General features: G+C 36.2%; 12 protein-coding genes. All 12 read right to left on the bottom strand.

The features are described from left to right. Positions 1–374: 374 nt before the first annotated feature. Positions 375–1,700, bottom strand: a complete 1,326-nt coding sequence (locus MKX47_RS03035) for an S-layer homology domain-containing protein (protein WP_340770975.1) — start codon at positions 1,698–1,700, stop codon at positions 375–377. 120 nt (positions 1,701–1,820) lie between these two features. Continuing rightward, positions 1,821–4,577, bottom strand: a complete 2,757-nt coding sequence (locus MKX47_RS03030; RefSeq protein ID WP_340770973.1) for an S-layer homology domain-containing protein — start codon at positions 4,575–4,577, stop codon at positions 1,821–1,823. Between the two features lie 145 nt (positions 4,578–4,722). Then, complete coding sequence (locus MKX47_RS03025; RefSeq protein ID WP_340770971.1) at positions 4,723–6,417, bottom strand: phospho-sugar mutase; 1,695 nt, start codon at positions 6,415–6,417, stop codon at positions 4,723–4,725. Beyond that, on the bottom strand, positions 6,398–7,693 hold the full coding sequence (locus MKX47_RS03020; protein ID WP_340770969.1) for a glucose-6-phosphate isomerase: 1,296 nt from the start codon (positions 7,691–7,693) through the stop codon (positions 6,398–6,400). The genes MKX47_RS03025 and MKX47_RS03020 overlap by 20 nt, the downstream gene beginning before the upstream one ends. Before the next feature lie 101 nt (positions 7,694–7,794). Then, a complete protein-coding gene (gene galE / locus MKX47_RS03015; protein WP_340770967.1) occupies positions 7,795–8,757 on the bottom strand; it encodes a UDP-glucose 4-epimerase GalE in 963 nt (320 codons plus the stop codon). Continuing rightward, positions 8,754–9,638: a UTP--glucose-1-phosphate uridylyltransferase GalU gene (galU, locus tag MKX47_RS03010; protein WP_340770964.1), complete on the bottom strand. Its 885-nt coding sequence runs from the start codon at positions 9,636–9,638 to the stop codon at positions 8,754–8,756. Before galU ends, galE begins: the two co-directional genes overlap by 4 nt. Positions 9,639–9,697: 59 nt before the next feature. Beyond that, positions 9,698–10,834, bottom strand: coding sequence for an aminotransferase class I/II-fold pyridoxal phosphate-dependent enzyme (locus tag MKX47_RS03005; protein WP_340770961.1), 1,137 nt, complete (start codon positions 10,832–10,834; stop codon positions 9,698–9,700). 25 nt (positions 10,835–10,859) lie between these two features. Beyond that, complete coding sequence (locus MKX47_RS03000) at positions 10,860–11,504, bottom strand: acetyltransferase (protein ID WP_340770958.1); 645 nt, start codon at positions 11,502–11,504, stop codon at positions 10,860–10,862. Further along, positions 11,501–12,103, bottom strand: a complete 603-nt coding sequence (locus MKX47_RS02995; RefSeq protein ID WP_340770956.1) for a sugar transferase — start codon at positions 12,101–12,103, stop codon at positions 11,501–11,503. Before MKX47_RS02995 ends, MKX47_RS03000 begins: the two co-directional genes overlap by 4 nt. Before the next feature lie 210 nt (positions 12,104–12,313). Next, entirely contained in the window at positions 12,314–13,450 is a 1,137-nt protein-coding gene (locus MKX47_RS02990; protein WP_340770954.1) for a glycosyltransferase family 4 protein, read from the bottom strand. A 38-nt stretch (positions 13,451–13,488) separates the two neighbouring features. Then, entirely contained in the window at positions 13,489–14,409 is a 921-nt protein-coding gene (locus tag MKX47_RS02985) for a glycosyltransferase family 2 protein (protein ID WP_340770952.1), read from the bottom strand. Then, complete coding sequence (locus MKX47_RS02980; protein ID WP_340770950.1) at positions 14,406–15,623, bottom strand: hypothetical protein; 1,218 nt, start codon at positions 15,621–15,623, stop codon at positions 14,406–14,408. The genes MKX47_RS02985 and MKX47_RS02980 overlap by 4 nt, the downstream gene beginning before the upstream one ends. Positions 15,624–17,176 lie beyond the last annotated feature (1,553 nt).

Below are 17,176 nucleotides of genomic sequence, written 5' to 3'. Positions count from 1 at the left end.
CTCGATTCCAAGTGATTTGTGCTCGAATTTTTATTTTTATGCTCGTTTTTGGGAACTTTATGCTCGGTTTTTGAAATTTACGCTCGATTAACCTTATTTTACCAATACCTTCAGTATAAACGTACCAATAAAATATTTTTTGAAACGAACTGAATGCACAAAGGAGTGGATCTGTATGTCATCCCCAACTTATGGTGATGAGCCAGATATATAATATTTTAATTATCTTTTTCATACCTATTGTCCGTACAAAAAATCCGAGGGCATTATAGAGTTTGTCTAAAAATAAAGCCGCAAGCAAGATTTTTCTCGCTTACGACTTCGTTTACGCTAATATAGTCAGGTTTAATTGTGTACCCAATGTAGTATCTTTTCTATTCTATTTCAGGATTTGTATCTTGTTCTGGTTTATCCTCTGGAAATTCCGGTTCTAAATCTGGTCCCGATTCTGGATTTGGATCTGGATTCGTTTCTTCCACTGATGGTTCCGGCTCTTGGTTTGGCTCTGGACTTGGCTCTTCCACTGATGGTCCCGGCTCTTGGTTTGGATCTGGATTCGTTTCTTCCACTGGCGGTCCCGATTCTGGATTTGGCTCTGAATTCGGCTCTTCCACTGGTGGTCCCGGCTCTGGGTTTGGTTCTGGACTCGGCTCTTCCACTGGTGGTCCCGGCTCTGGGTTTGGTTCTGGACTCGATGTATCTGGTATTGGTGCGGGTTCCGGAATAGCAGGTAATCTTGAATTAACCGGAGGCACTGTCAGCTTAACTGGAATCACGTTGCTTGCTTCATTCCTCACCTCGTTACCATAAAGTGTCGTTAAGCCATTTACCGTAATGATTGGTGTCTTAGACAAATCAAGTTGGAAACCTTCATGCAGTTTGATTATAATTGTTTTTTTATCTACAGACAGCTCAAAACTATTTAGCTTCGAATCTAGTGGCACACCATTAATCATAATCTTGGATAAATCAACAGAATTCGCATTGACACCCACTGTTAAAGTCAAATGTAGCTGGTTTCCTGCTAAAAAGTCAGCTCCAGATACTTCGATAGGTTTAGAAGCTTCAACTGATCTGGCAGCTTCAAAACCAGCAGTAGCAAGTAACTCACGATTCGCATTGCTTTTCCCGCCAAATGTCCCGTTCTGGGAATTCCTCAATAAATTTAGATTTAGAGCTTGCTGAACATAGCCGGCTGCCCAATCGGAGACAGTACTATCGTTAACTTTTGGCGTTTCTTGAGCTTCCCCTTGCTTACCTAATGCTCGAACTAGAAATGTAGCTAATTGTTCTTTCGTCACTTTTCCGGCTGGATCAAATCTTCCTTCCCCCACACCATCCGTTATGCCTGCCGCTCTAATCGCCTCAATATAAGGCAGCGCATAGTGTTCTGTAGTGACATCTCGGAATGATGAATTAATAGGGACATTGTTAACAGGCAAACCAACAATAAGCGCTGCTACCTTTGCAAATTGAGCTCGATTCATTTCATCTTTCAATCCAAATCTATTATCGGATACACCGTCAAAAATCCCCGCACTAATCATTGCATCAAACTTTGCCTTTGTTGCTGCATCTAAGTCTTTTAAATCGGTAAAATCGGCTGCTGATTTGGCCCAGCTCACATTAGCTCCGATTGACGATGCCGATAACAAACCTATAGTGAGTACTGTAACCAAGATGTAGAATTTTATTTTCATTACTGAATACCACCTTCCTTTATAAAGTTAATTTTTTATAATTTTAACAGATAATAAAGTAGTTTCCACTCTTCTAACAACAGATACCGAATTATTTTTTCCTTTATTATGTTTAGTCCGTTACACCTGCTTCAATTGACTATTAACCGCATTTAAACGCTTGGCAAAATCCGCAAGTGTCGCTGTAAATTGACCTACGACTATTGGGTTTGCACCTTCTTGTTTTAAATAATCCACGCTCTGCACGAAGGAATCATAATTCAATTTTGCGCCGTCATATGCTTTTTGTGTTACTGCACTCTCTGCTGCTTCAATCTCCGCTCGCACACCCTCGATTCGATTTACAATATTTACCGCACGTTCTACAAAGTCCATACGCTTTCGTAAAGCATCTTTTTCTAATCCATCTGGCAATTCACTCACTAAGCTACTTGCCGCTGCATAATTTTCATGCGTACTATTCTGTTCAGCATGTAATACCGCTGCCTCTGCTAGGGCAAATTCATTTGGGATACTTGCCTCAATTGTTGCTAAACGCTTGGCAAAATCCGCAAGTGTCGCTGTAAATTGACCTGCAACCGTTTCATTTGCGCCTTCTTGTTTTAAATAATCCACACTCTGCACGAAGGAATCATAATTCGATTTTGCTGTGTCATACGTTTCTTGTGTTACTGCGCTTTCTGCTGCTTCAATCTCCGCTCGCACACCCTCGATTCGATTCACAATATTTACCGCACGTTCGGTAAATTCCACTCGCTTTTGTAAGGCATCTTTTTCTAATCCATTTGGTAATTCACTCACTAAGCTACTTGCTGCTGCATAATTTTCTTGTGTACTATTCTGTTCAGCTTGTAATACTGCTGCCTCTGCTAGGGCAAATTCATTTGGGATACTTGCCTCAATTGTTGCTAAGCGCTTGGCAAAATCCGCAAGTGTCGCTGTAAATTGAACTACAACTATTGGATTTGCGCCTTCTTGTTTTAAATCATCAACGCTCTCCACGAAAGAGTCATAATCCGATTTTGCTGTATTATACGCTTCTTGTGTTATGGCACTTTCTGCTGCTTCAATCGATGTTCGCACACCCTCAATTTGATTTACAATATTTACCGCACGTTCTACAAAATCCATACGTTTTTGTAAGACCGCCTTTAGTGGGCTCTCTGGCAGATTCCATACTAAATTACTTGCAGCTTTATAGTTTTCATGTAGACTACTTTGTTCAGCTTTGAACACGGCCGCTTCCGCTGTAATGAATGGATCTTGTGGAGGAATTGGTGGCAAAATTGGCGGTAGAACTGGTGGTGGTACGATACTTCCCCCGTTTTGATCGCCTATGTCATCTGGATTACTAACTGGTGGTATCACAGGAGGTGGTAAAATGGCATTCCCCCCAATAATGGTGTTCATTACTTGAGACAGAACATCAGCATAATTCGATACAACCTGAGCTGCATTTGAGCCTTCCGGAAGGTTTAGAGATGTAATTTGAGCACCAGAGCCTAGAAACAGATGTGTTGCTGGATTATTAATCTCTAAAGCATTTACAATTCCCGTTACCATTAACGCTACTTCAATTGCTGTATTTATAATAACTTGTTCAATATTTGCATCGCCTACTAATTCTAAATCAATCGTTGAATCAACTGTAAGGACTGTAAGCGTACCATTAAACCCAAAGTAAGCGACTGATGCTGAAATAACAACTTGTGCAATTGGCTGATCCGCATCCATTGATACACCATTACGATCTATTACTACATCTCCACCTACATCTGTCCCATTCATTTGTAAGTTGAGATCGCTGTCTCCCTGTGCAAATAAATTATTTGTAGAAGCCACCGCTCCCGTTAATTGCTTATCAACAATAAGATTTTTTGCAATTTTGACCTGATCAAATGCAACAGAGCTCATTGCTGCTGTTGTAATAACTGCATCTCCTGCTACTTGTAGATTTTTCACTACGATATGATCTGCATTGATCGTTAATGCGCCAACTTCTAATTGCTTTGCATCTAATACAAATGGTGCTTCTTCTGTACCTGCATGATTTAATGCTAAATGCGAAACGTTTGTAACAACGCCATTTTCAATACTCACAGTAAGCGTTGCATTCGCCAACGCCTGTTGATTTTCTTCGGTAAATAGCGCCTTTAAACTTGGATCAATGGCATATTGTTTCCCGTTAATTGCTACAGAATCTCCCGAATACTCAGATACCTTAAAGGTTACGGTTTCATTTACGGCTGATTGGCTTAATAATAGCTTTTCCACACGTTTGACCATTACGACAAACTGCGAGCGCGTTAGATTTGCCGCCCCATCAAATACTGTAGCTGTTTTACCAGTCGTAATTCCTAACTCATATAAAGCGGCAATGTCTCCCTTATAAGCCTCCGGAACATCTGTAAATGGTAGGGCTTCTGCATTTTGTGCCTTTAAATTGAGAGCCGTCGCAATAATTTTGGCTAAATGATTACGCTGAATCATCATCCCTTCTCGGAACGTGCCATCCTCAAAGCCATCTAGAATTCCAGCCTGCTTTAATGCAGCAATTGCTCCGTAATACGGATGTGTCGCTGCTATATCCTGAAAATTCGGATCAACAACATTTTTTGTATCGAGCATTAATATATTCGCCAAAACTTTGGCCGCTTGTCCACGCGTGATGCCTTGCTCTGGCTTGAATGTCCCATCTGGGTAACCCTGGATAACTCCACGCGCTGAAAGTTCCATTACCGCTTCATAATAATATTTTTCAGGTGACACATCCGAATAGGTTTGTACACCAGCTGCTGCGACTGGCGCTGCAATAGTTGCCGTCATCATCGCTACTGCCGAAGCCGCACGATAATAGTTCATTTTTCTTTTTTTCATACTTAATTCCCCCAACAAAATATTTTCATCACTTCAATTTAACTTGCAAAGGTTAAATTTAGGTTAAAAAATATGAAAAACTAAAAAAAACAAAAGCACTGCAGAATTTTCATTCCACAATGCTTTTGGTAAAGTTACTAATACCTTATTCAGTTAGCGACTTTTTCAGTTTATTTACTACCTGCTGCGCTGCTTCTAGACTTGTTTGCTTTACACCTACATAAAACTTACATTTTGGTTCGGTTCCTGAAGGGCGTACCGTTACCCAAGAGCCGTCCTCTAAAATGAATTTCAAAACATTTTCTTTTGGCAGCTTTATAGCTTCGGTTGTACCATCATTCATTGTTGCTGTGCTTGATAAATAATCCTCAACACGCACGACCGCAATCCCCGCAAACGCTGTTGGTGGATTTATACGGTAGTCATTTAAAATAGCGGCCATTTGCTCTTGACCGTCTTTGCCTTCAAACGTCTTTGAAATTAACGCTTCTTGATAATAACCGAATTGCTCATAGAGTCCTTCCAATGCTTGCAAGAGCGTTTTTTGCTCAGTTGCATAATACGCGGCCATTTCTGCTACTTTTAAAGCCACTTGCACTGCATCCTTATCGCGCGCAAAGGTTTCGATTAAATAGCCGTAGCTTTCTTCATAGCCAAAGATATATGTATGAGATCCCGTTGCCTCGAATTCGGCAATCTTTTCAGCAATATATTTGAAGCCCGTTAATGTATTCACTGTTTCAACACCAAATTGAGCAGCAATTGCTGTTCCAAGCTCAGACGTTACAATTGTCTTTAACAGCGTACCATTTGTTGGTAATGTACCATTTACTTGCTTTGTTTTTAAAAGATAATGGAGCAATAATGCACCTAATTGATTACCTGTTAATAGCTCATAGTTATCCCCATTACGCACAGCAACCCCTAAACGGTCGGCATCTGGGTCTGTTGCTAATAATAAATCGGCACCAACCTGCTTCCCTAATGCAATGGCCATCGAAAAGGCAATTGCTTCCTCTGGATTGGGATAGGCAACTGTTGGGAATGCACCATCTTGCAGTGCTTGCTCTTTGACAATATGCACCTCTTTAAAGCCAAATTGTTTCAAGCCTTCTACAACAGGCACTAAGCCCGCACCATGCAACGGTGTATACACAAGCTTCATATTATAATCAATCGCAGCGTTCGTTTTTAATGTCAATAACTGCGCCATAAACTTTTGATCTAGGTCTTCTAAAATCCATTGAAGTAAGTTCATTTTCTCAAGCTGTTCTGTTTCAGCCACAGTAATGTTAAAAATATCGTCAATTTCATTCATATGCTGGATAATCGCATTGGCACCAGCCGGAACAAGCTGTGCCCCGTCCTCACCATACACTTTAAAGCCATTGTATTGCTTCGGATTATGGCTCGCTGTAATGACAACACCCGCAAAGGCTTTTAACTCACGAACTGTAAACGATAGCTGAGGTGTGGGACGCGCTTCTTTATATACATAGGCTTTAATGTGATGCACCCCTAATACACGCGCTGTTTCCACTGCAAATTCATATGAAAAATGACGCGTATCATAGGCAATCACTACACCGCGCAGCTTAGCCTCTTCACCGTGTGATGCAATATAACGTGCCAAACCTTCCGCCACACGACGAATCGTATAAATATTCATACGGTTCGTTCCTGCGCCAAGTATACCGCGCATGCCACCTGTACCGAATGATACATATTGATAAAAACGGTCTTCCATTGCTTTTTCGTCCTGTGCTATAGAAGAAAGGTCCTCTGCTAAATATTGTGGTAAATCTTGTTGTTGCCATTTGTTAAATAACGGTAAACTCATTTTTATTCTCCTTTAAAAGCTCTAGCATTTTACGTTTATAGGCCTCTACACCTGGCTGATCAAATGGATTGACCCCTAGTAAACAAGCACTCATTGCGCAAGCTTTCATGAAGAAATAGATTAAATAGCCTAAATGATATTCATCCAGCTTTGGCAGTTCTAATTGAATAACTGGAACGCCACCCTCTGCATGGGCAAGAGCCGTCCCTTGTTTGGAAATCGCATTAATTTCATTGAAAGTACGATGCGATAAATAATTCAAGCCATCTTCATCACGCGCATCAAATGGCACTTGTAAATCGCCTTCGATTTCATGGAAATGAAGTAAGGTTTCAAACATAATCGGGCTACCTTCTTGAATGAATTGACCAATAGCATGGAGGTCTGTCGAAAAGTTGACAGTAGAAGGATATAAACCCTTTTGCTCCTTGCCTTCACTTTCCCCAAATAATTGCTTCCACCATTCGTGGAATTTATTTAAACCCGGCTCAAAGGATGCTAAAAGCTCAATTTTATAGCCTTGCTCGTATAGCATATGGCGCATCACCGCGTATTTATAAGCATCATTATTCGCTAAATCTGAATCCGCCAATTCTTGCGCCGCATGTGTTGCCCCAGCCATTAATGCGCGGATCTCTACCCCAGCGACCGCAACGGGCAATAAGCCCACTGGTGTCAGTACCGAGTAACGACCACCTACATCATTGGGAATGACAAATTGACGATAATTCGCCTTATCTGCAATCCCTTTTAAAATCCCCTTTTCCGCATCCGTTGTTACAATAATACGCTCTGCTGCCTTTTCACCATAGCGCTGCTCCATATATTGACGCATGACACGGAAAGCAAGCGCTGGTTCCATCGTGCCACCTGATTTTGAAATGACATTGACATAGACTTGTTTTTTGTCTAAATACGCTAGTAGCTCTTTAATATAGGCCCCACTCATATTTAAGCCGGCATACACTACTTCAATGCCATCCTCAGCCAAACCAAAGTAAGGCTTCAATGCCTCCTGGATCGCACGCGCTCCTAGGAATGAACCGCCTACACCAACTACAACAAGAACATCTGCACATGCGCGAATTTCCGATGCCACCTGATCAATTTGATTTAATAAGCTAGATTGATCGTTTAGAGGCGTATCCATCCAGCCTGTTAAATCATATTGAGGTAATACATGGTGAATATCTTGCACTTGATTTTTATATTTTAAAATGTCACTGTCTTCTAAAGAGCAATTTAATAATGTTGTTTTTACGATTTCTTTAAGCACTATAACACCCTCGCTTTATAAGGCAATTTTTATAAGTCTATTATGACATATATAGTAAAAGAAAACCAACTCGAACCTGTCAAGTTGGTTGTTTAATAACTTCATTTGGAGTGCCAATTCCATGCACTTTTAATAATACCTTCAATATCAATTTGTGCTTTCCATCCTAATTCAGTATAAATTTTTTCAGCATTGGCAACTAGTTTTGCTGGATCGCCTGCCCGTCTCTCTGCATATGTCACATTAGCACGCTTTTCTGTAATACGCTCACATGTCTCAATAATCTCTTTTACAGAAAAACCATTGCCATTCCCTAAATTGTAAGTTGCTGTTTTTATAGTGCCGTGTAGCAAGCCTCTTAAAGCCAATAAATGAGCTTTTGCTAAATCTGTTACATGAATATAATCACGAATACAAGTACCATCGGGTGTATCGTAGTCTGTTCCAAAGACTGAAATAGACTCTCTTTGACCTAATAAATGTTGAAGAATAATCGGTATAAGATGCGTTTCTGGACTATGACTTTCACCAATCTCAGCAGTTTCGTAAGCACCTGCCGCATTAAAATAACGCAGTACAACATAATTCATTTGATAACTCTGAGCAAAATCGGCAAGCATTTGCTCAATCATTAATTTAGAACGGCCATATGGGTTGATTGGTAAAGTCGGTATCTGTTCATCAATTACATCTACGATTGGCATACCATATGTAGCTGCTGTAGAAGAGAATACAAAATTATTGACATTCCTTTCTTGCATAATTTTCAACAAATTCAATGTTGCTGCTACGTTGTTTTCATAGTATTTCATTGGATCAAGTACAGATTCTCCAACTAAACTGAAGGCTGCAAAATGTAATACTGCATCGATTTTAAATGTATCAAAAACATGTTGAACAGTAACCTTATCTCCCAAATCCCCCTCCACAAAATTAGCCTTTGAATCTATTGCCCAAAGATGACCTGTGCTTAAGTTATCAAGCACAACAACATCATGCGTTTTGACAAGTTCTTTAACAAAATGGCTACCAATATAACCAGCTCCGCCAACTACTAAAATCATATGATTTCACCACTTAACTGTTTAGCCTTTTTCAAAATTAACTCTTTGACACCTTCACTTAAGTCATCTCGATCTAGTGCAAAATCAATCGTCGTTTCTATAAAGCCTAGTTGCTCGCCCACATCATAACGGCGTCCTTCAAATTCGTAGGCAAACACTCGCTGAATACTGTTTAAAGATTCAATTGCATCGGTAAGTTGAATTTCGCCACCTTTGCCTTTTTTCTTTTCATCTAAAAAGCGGAAAATTTCAGGTGTTAATACATAACGACCAATAATAGCATAATTTGAAGGTGCATCTTCTAATGCTGGTTTTTCTACAAATTGCGTTACTTGCATTAAACGTTCTTCGGTGTTTATAGGATCAATCACCCCATAACGATGTACATCCTCATCGGGTACTTCCTGAACACCAATTACACTAGAATATGTATTATCATATTGTGTCATTAATTGAGCTAAGCAAGGTGTTTCACTCTTCACAACGTCATCACCTAAAAGTACGGCAAATGGCTCATCACCAATAAATTTACGCGCACACCAAATAGCATGGCCTAGTCCTAATGGCTCTTTTTGACGAATATAGTGAATTTCTACATTTGCTGATTCTTGCACTTTTTCAAGCATTTCTAGCTTACCTTTTTCAATTAAATTCGTCTCTAACTCCATTGCATTGTCAAAATGGTCTTCGATTGCACGTTTTCCCTTACCAGTTACAATAATAATATCTTCTATACCAGATGCAATTGCTTCTTCAACGATGTATTGAATTGTTGGTTTATCTACTATTGGAAGCATCTCTTTTGGCATTGCTTTTGTTGCTGGGAGAAAGCGTGTCCCTAAGCCTGCAGCAGGGATAATCGCTTTACGGATTTTTTTCATCAGGTACCTCCATTTTAAAATAAAACTTTTAACTAAACATTTGACGGAAGTTTCATCAATTATAATATATTTAAAATGATATTGATTACTCGCTCTTGTTCCTCAACTGTCATTTTCGAATCTGAAGGTAGACAGATTCCTGTGGCAAATAATTCTTCGCTCACAACGGTTTCTTTTGAATGTGCATAGAACTTACATCCTTCAAATAAAGGCTGCATATGCAAGGGTTTCCATACCGGACGAGAATCAATATTTGCTTCATCTAATATTTCCATTAATGCGTACGGTGCGATTTTAATTTTTGAAGGGTCTAACGTCATTGTTGACAACCAACGATTTGAAAATGTATTTTCTAGCTCAGGCATCATTTCGATACCGTCAATCCCAGAAAAAGCCGCTTCATAGCGTTCAAAAATTGCACGTTTTTGCGCAACTCGTTCTGCTATTACTTCTAACTGACCACGTCCAATACCAGCAATAATATTACTCATACGATAATTATAGCCTACCACACTATGTTGATAATGTTTTGCTGCATCACGTGCTTGTGTTGCTAAAAAACGTGAGCGGGCAATCAATTCCTCATCATCAGATACAAGCATTCCGCCACCAGAAGTAGTAATAATTTTATTACCATTGAATGAATAAATACCGAGTTTTCCAAATGTCCCACTTTTCTTTCCTTTATATAAAGATCCTAAAGACTCCGCAGCATCTTCAATAATGGGCACATCGTATTGTTCACATAGTGCCAAAATCTCATCCATGCGTGCACTTTGTCCATATAAATTTACGACAATGACAGCTTTGGGCAACTTTCCTTCAGTAGCAGCTTCCTCCAAAGCTTGTTTTAATGCTTGTGGGGACATATTCCATGTAGTTGGCTCTGAATCTATGAAAACAGGTTTTGCTCCTAAATAAAGAATTGGATTAGCACTTGCAATAAACGTCAGTGTCGAGCAAAATACTTCATCCCCTGTTTTAATACCTAATAAATCTAACGCTAAGTGAATTGCTCCTGTCCCTGAGCTAGTAGCGGATGCTGCTTTGATTCCAACAAATTGTGCTATCTCCGATTCAAATCCATTTACATTTGCTCCTAACGGGGCAATCCAGTTTGTATCAAATGCCTCTTGTATGTATTTTTGTTCTGTTCCTCCCATGTGAGGAGATGATAAATGGATACGATTTGTCATACTAAATTTCCTTCTCTCAATAGATTTATTCATGAAATTTTATTGGTTTAGCTGGAGCACCTACCGCTGTACAACAAGCAGGTAAATTCTTAACAACTACAGCACCCGCTCCTACAATTGTTCCTTCGCCTATAGTAATACCTTGGATAATAGTTGCGTTTGTACCGAAATCTACACATTCTTCAAATACAACATTTCCTGATATGGATGAGTTTGGTAATATTGTTGAATAATTTTTTATATGCACATCATGTCCGATAGTGCAATTCAAATTAACAATAACAAAATTATTCAGTTGAATATTCGTTGTTAAAATACTCCCTTCACAAATGATATTGCCCTGACCTAGTTCATTAAATCGAGAAATTTTAACAGTTGGGTGAATTAAGTTCGGATAATTTATATTTGTATACTTTTGTAGTTTATTAATGATTGATTTTTTTACTTTAGGCGCACCTATCCCCAGTGCTACACAGACATTTTGTTTGTTTTCTAACCATTCATCTCCACCAAGTACTTTTAAATCATTGATTATTAAACCATGATTTTTTTCATCGTCATCTATAAACCCCAGAACTTTCCACTCTGATTGAACTTCATTAATCTGTTCGATTAAATGAGCTACCTCTCTCGCAAATCCTCCTGACCCATATATAACAATTTCTTTCATGCTTTCTCCTCCTGTGTCCCTGTAAACCTCGACATAGTCGCCTGGCCTTCAGCACTAATACCTTCACTAACAAACACTTTTTTTACTGTTAAAAGTAATATTTTCAAATCCAGCCACAGCGACTGATTTTCTATATACCACACATCATACTCAAATTTCTGTTCCCACGAAATCGCATTACGTCCATTTACTTGTGCCCAGCCCGTAATTCCCGGACGAACATTATGTCTACGAGCTTGTCGTTTATTATATAGTGGTAAATATTCTACCAAAAGAGGACGAGGACCCACAAAACTCATTTCCCCTTTTAAAACATTCCATAGCTGCGGTAACTCATCTAAGCTAAGTTTTCTAAGTGTTTCTCCAAATTTCGTTAGCCTAACAGTATCTGGTAGTAACTTTCCCTGCTCATCGCGTTCGTCTGTCATTGTACGAAATTTGTATACATAAAAGACCCTACCATTTATTCCTGGACGGGGTTGTTTAAACATTGCTGGAGAGTCTAATTTTAATAAAACAAGCACCCATACAAAAAAAATTATAGGACTTAAAACTACAATTAGAAAAAAGCTCACCAATAAATCAATTAATCTTTTCACTTATTAATCAAGCCCTTCCTTAAAATTACACTTTCTAAATTAGTTATCTTTAAAAACTAAAACTTTATCTAATGTTAAAATTTTAAATTTTCTTTACATACTATATAGGTTGAATTAAATAGTTTAACACCTTGTTCGTCTCAAATCACTGAAGATAGCTAAATTACGGATTTCTCATATTATAGAAAATGTTAGATTCATACGTTCAACTTATATATCATTTTTTAAAATTCCACAATAAATATCGCCCATGACCCTTAATACACTTTCAATACTATAATCTTGAATTTTCAACTTTGCTTTCTCACCATATTTTTTTCTTAATTCCTCATTTCCAATCAATTCAATCATACAATTCGAAAGTTTCGCATTATTTCCCAAATCAACTAAAACTCCAGTTTCCTTATCATCTACTAAATCAGCTGAACCTCGTATGTTTGTGCATATAATTGGTTTACTTACTGCCATACCTTCCATTAAGCAACGCGGTAACCCCTCTTGTTTAGATACAAGTGTAATAATATCTGAAGCACTTATTATTTTAGGCACGTCAGTTCTATACCCTAGTAAATGTATATTAGTTAATTCATGAGTCTGAATAAATGTTCTAATTTCCCCTTCATCCGGCCCTTTACCTACCAAAATAAGTTGAGCATTTGGCATTTTAGAAATAATAGTGTGCCAATTTTCAAGTAAAAAACTTTGATTTTTTCTAGTACTTAATTCAGCTATACATGTTACCAGAACGGAATCCTCGCTTAATTTTAACTCTGTCTTTAAGTAGTTATTCTCAGCATTATCTTCCTCAATAAATTCATTTAAATCCACTCCTACACCATTTACAAAAAACAAATTCTTATTTTTCTTGAAGCCCAATTTCTCTCCTAATAGAAAGTCTTCATTATTCATTACGATAAGTACATCTGTCCATTTTGCAGCAAGTTTTTCAGCTGGAAAAAAAGTTAGCCAATTTTTTATACTCGCACCTTTGAAAAAATGAAATCCATGTGCAGTATATATAACTTTGCCCTGTTTAGCATTATTAGCTGCATATCTAGTTAGAAAAGATGCAGTTGGTGTATGTACGTGAATTAAATCGAAATAATGGATAGAAAATAATTCATTCAATTGTTTTAGGGCATTCATATTTTTTTTAGAAAATGGTAATCGATCAAAATCAATATCATGGCATATTACACCTATTTTTTCCAATTCTATTTTTTTTCCTAAGCTTTCATTCCCTATAGCATGCACTTCATATCCACGCTCTTGAAACCATTTCATAAATGGTTTATGAAATGCAGTTAAATGTTGATAAACAGATGCACCAAACAAAATTTTTTTCATACTTTATTCCTCACCTTGACTTAATAAACACATAATAGTTAAACTCTGCCTATAAATACTAAAATATAGAAAAAAAAGCTATCGATTTTACTTTGACGATAAAATCTATTCTTTAAGATGAAATTAATTTTAGATAGTATACTTTTTCGCTCATTACAAAAGGAGCTTATTATTTCTAATTGTTCACCAGTTAGTTCTTTTTGATATAGTTCATATAACTCTTGAGCCTGTTTTTTTAATAATCCTTTGTTTTTTCCATTCATAAAATGCTTTAATTTTCTTAAATATTGATGATATATACCATTCCCTATTCCAACAACATTAGAGCTATGCTGTCTATAATCAATATAAGAGTTAGCATCGTATACAACTTTCCCTTGTAATAAAGCTATCATATATATCCACCAATCATGCATAATAATATTTTTGTAATTTATTTCTTTACAAATGATTTCTTGTCTACATTTTTTATTAATGACAACAGTACATCCCGTTGCCATATTTTCAACTAAAGCATTTTCCAGCTTTAATGATCTTTTAGGTTCTTTAGAAAATGATAAAAAGTTGAGTTTTTCATCGACAACTCTTGTTTTTGAACAATAAAGAAGTGGCATATATTGGTCTTTATGTTCTTCTAATTTTTTTACTGCAGCTATTAATTTTTCTTCTCTCCAAAAGTCATCTTGATCACAAAAAGCAAAGTAATCTGCATCTGTATCTGCATCCCTCAATAATTCAAAAAAACTTGCAACGACCCCTATATTCTCACCTCTTATTACCTTAATATTATTATATTTTTGTGCATAATTCTCTAAAATTCTAATCGTATTATCTCTCGATCCATCATCACGGACTAAAATATTTAAATCTATATCTATCTGATTCATCAAACTATCTAGTTGTTCTTGCAAGTATAGCTCACCATTATATGTTGATAATAAAACTTGCACTTTTTTCATAATCTCTCACCTTTTTTTGATAATATTATATAACTTTTCGTAATTACTAACCAAATGAAAAACACAGGGGAAATAAGTAATGGATTTGTACCTGCTGCAATAAATAGCATCAACAATCCAACTGCAATTTTCTTTCCTTCAAAATCAATTTTACTTGCCTCATATATTAAATTTAAGATATACAACAAAAATATGCAAAAATATAATATACCGAATTGTCGGATTAAGTTAAAATGACTTACTTCTATATTTACCACTTCTGCTTGAGCCCCAATGCTATAAAAGGAACTGCCTAATCCCATACCGAATAAAAAAGTAAAGGGTGTAGCAAAAATTTCTTTTAATGCTGATTGTATATGTCCTATTTTAGTAGAGCTTGAATTCGAATAAATGTTTAACTTTGAAAAAAGTAAATCTGCAATACCCATATTTAACATTGAAAAAGTTAAAATACCTATAACTATAGAATAAATAACATATCTTAATTTTAATTTTATTTTCAAAGAAAAAATCATATTTAGTAAGGTTATTAACAATATACCTATCATTACAAACAAAACTACTCCAGTAGATAATGTCATAATACATGCTATTATAGAAATTATAAAATTGAATTTACTTCTTTTTATTAAAATTAATGTAAATGGAATCAGTAATAAACTCCAAACATAATAGACATTCGGCAAAAATAGTCCTATTTGATTTCCTAAAGGGTTAATTCCGATATACCCCATATTAAAAGTATTAGTAATTGAATTAATTGAATAAATTACACTATCCATCCCTATTATATGTAATGTATATATACCCAAAAAAGTAAATATTATTCCACAAGCACTTACTATTGCTATTTTTTCTATTGATTTCAATAACATATCTTTATTTTTTAAATTTGTTGCTAGTAATAATGAAAAAAATGTAATAAATGCTGTAACTTGAGGGATTTGATTACTTAAAGGGATTTTTAAAAACAATGTAGAATAACCAATTAATAACAAAGGACATATAAAAAAAATATAAAATTCTATAAGATAGGTAGATAAATTTATTTTAATTTTAAAACAAAGGAATAAGAAAATTATACTTAAAATTAAGATAGCAAATGCTAAATTTTTTAGTCCTATTCCTCCACCCATATCAATTATCAATAAAAATATAAATATAAACCATGTACCTTTAATAAATTCATCTTTTTTTAACTGAATATTTAACACTAATCCACCTTTTTCCGTTAATTATCTTTTTTTATACTGTTTTAAAAAATAATTGCCTACCAAACAGCTATATGATAGTGCTAGCAAAACAATAAAAGTATGCATTTCTCCTATAAACACATACTTTACCTCTAGCCTAGTTATTCTGTGGTGGCATTATTATTCTCCATAACAATCTTTACAATCGCTTTCATAAAGTATTATTAATCTGTTTAGTTTTGGTAATGAATTAAATAAAAAAACTTATTTAACTTCGGCCTCCCTAACAGATACTAAAATCAAACATAGTCCTTTTCATAAAAAAATTATTTTTTAAACCTATATAGGTTGAATTTAATATTTTAACACCTTATTCGTCTCAAATCACTGAAGATAGCTAAATTACGGATTTCTCTTATTATAGAAAATGTTAGATTCATATGTTCAACTTATATATTTGTTTAATAATTGAGTTAATTTTATAATTCTCGTCCCTTCGATATCAAGGGTTTCAATCAATTAAAAACGAGAACCTCCCCAAATTCGGTATAATGGCAGCGACTAAACAAACTTAATCGAATAAAGTGATGCCTCGTGACTATTGTAAAACAAATTTGCCTTTTTGACATCCAACATTTATTTGAAATGGAAGGTTCGTACCAATTTGATGCAATTTTCTCCACGTTCGATGTATAATCAATCTTTCAACTCTTTTCAAAAAAGACGCTATAAGGTACTTCGTGTGAATGTAACTAAGGTGCGATGATTCAATCATTAATTATTCGTATAGTCGAACGAATCCCAACAATAAAAGATTTTATTAAGCATTTAGTCAACGTTCCTTTATTCCATCTGGATTGTGGGTTTCTTATCTCAGATTCGGTTCCTTCTAAGGCGACCTATTTTCGTATAATCCGTGTAATGAGTCAGTCTAATGTACTTGATATAATACAGGATGAACTGATTAAAACTTCATTTTTAGACGGTTTTCTTTGTGGTGCGCACCTTGCCCATCTATGTCAATCACTTCGAATTGCGTGACGCAACGTAACCTTTTGGGAAATAAGATGCCCAGCCATCGAAAAATCGTGGACGTAAAACAAAAGAAGGACAAGCAGCTTAGCTCGCAGAACAAATAGAAGCCGAAGTAAATTTAACAACCTATGAAAAGAATTTTGAAGCGCAGTTGTCGATTTCAGCTGAAACACTTTGGCAAGACAAATCGATTGAGCAAAATTGAGGCATCAAGAAAAATAGTGTTGGTAAAAATACGTTTTAGTACGGCTTTTCGTTGATACAGCTAGTTGTATCAACGAAAAACCAGTATATTGTAGATTGTCCCATGTCCTCAAGTAATCTATCTGACAGTAAAGTGGCGATTCCGTTAATAAAAAAGATCTCTACAGTCCTACCAAAACAATTTACAGTAGCACTATTTGATACAGGTTATGATTACGAACCAATCTATAAACAAGCCTTGGGGCAAATATATCGGATTCGATGAAAAATACCAAACACTCAAATTCTCACGTCCAATGGAATGTGACACGTGTCCATTATGAAAGGATTCATTT

It is taken from the genome of Solibacillus sp. FSL R7-0668 (assembly GCF_038006205.1).
In the GTDB taxonomy this organism is placed as follows: Bacteria; Bacillota; Bacilli; order Bacillales_A; family Planococcaceae; genus Solibacillus.
The sequence above is the reverse complement of the archived record's forward strand: the minus strand, read 5'-3'. Positions and strand labels throughout refer to the sequence as shown.

What these genes read in the sequence shown, in the direction of transcription:
- MKX47_RS03035 (WP_340770975.1), bottom strand. Translation starts at nt 1,700, where the DNA reads ATGAAAATAAAATTCTACATCTTGGTTACAGTACTCACTATAGGTTTG.
- MKX47_RS03030 (WP_340770973.1), bottom strand. Translation starts at nt 4,577, where the DNA reads ATGAAAAAAAGAAAAATGAACTATTATCGTGCGGCTTCGGCAGTAGCG.
- MKX47_RS03025 (WP_340770971.1), bottom strand. Translation starts at nt 6,417, where the DNA reads ATGAGTTTACCGTTATTTAACAAATGGCAACAACAAGATTTACCACAA.
- galE (WP_340770967.1), bottom strand. Translation starts at nt 8,757, where the DNA reads ATGATTTTAGTAGTTGGCGGAGCTGGTTATATTGGTAGCCATTTTGTT.
- galU (WP_340770964.1), bottom strand. Translation starts at nt 9,638, where the DNA reads ATGAAAAAAATCCGTAAAGCGATTATCCCTGCTGCAGGCTTAGGGACA.
- MKX47_RS03005 (WP_340770961.1), bottom strand. Translation starts at nt 10,834, where the DNA reads ATGACAAATCGTATCCATTTATCATCTCCTCACATGGGAGGAACAGAA.
- MKX47_RS03000 (WP_340770958.1), bottom strand. Translation starts at nt 11,504, where the DNA reads ATGAAAGAAATTGTTATATATGGGTCAGGAGGATTTGCGAGAGAGGTA.
- MKX47_RS02990 (WP_340770954.1), bottom strand. Translation starts at nt 13,450, where the DNA reads ATGAAAAAAATTTTGTTTGGTGCATCTGTTTATCAACATTTAACTGCA.
- MKX47_RS02985 (WP_340770952.1), bottom strand. Translation starts at nt 14,409, where the DNA reads ATGAAAAAAGTGCAAGTTTTATTATCAACATATAATGGTGAGCTATAC.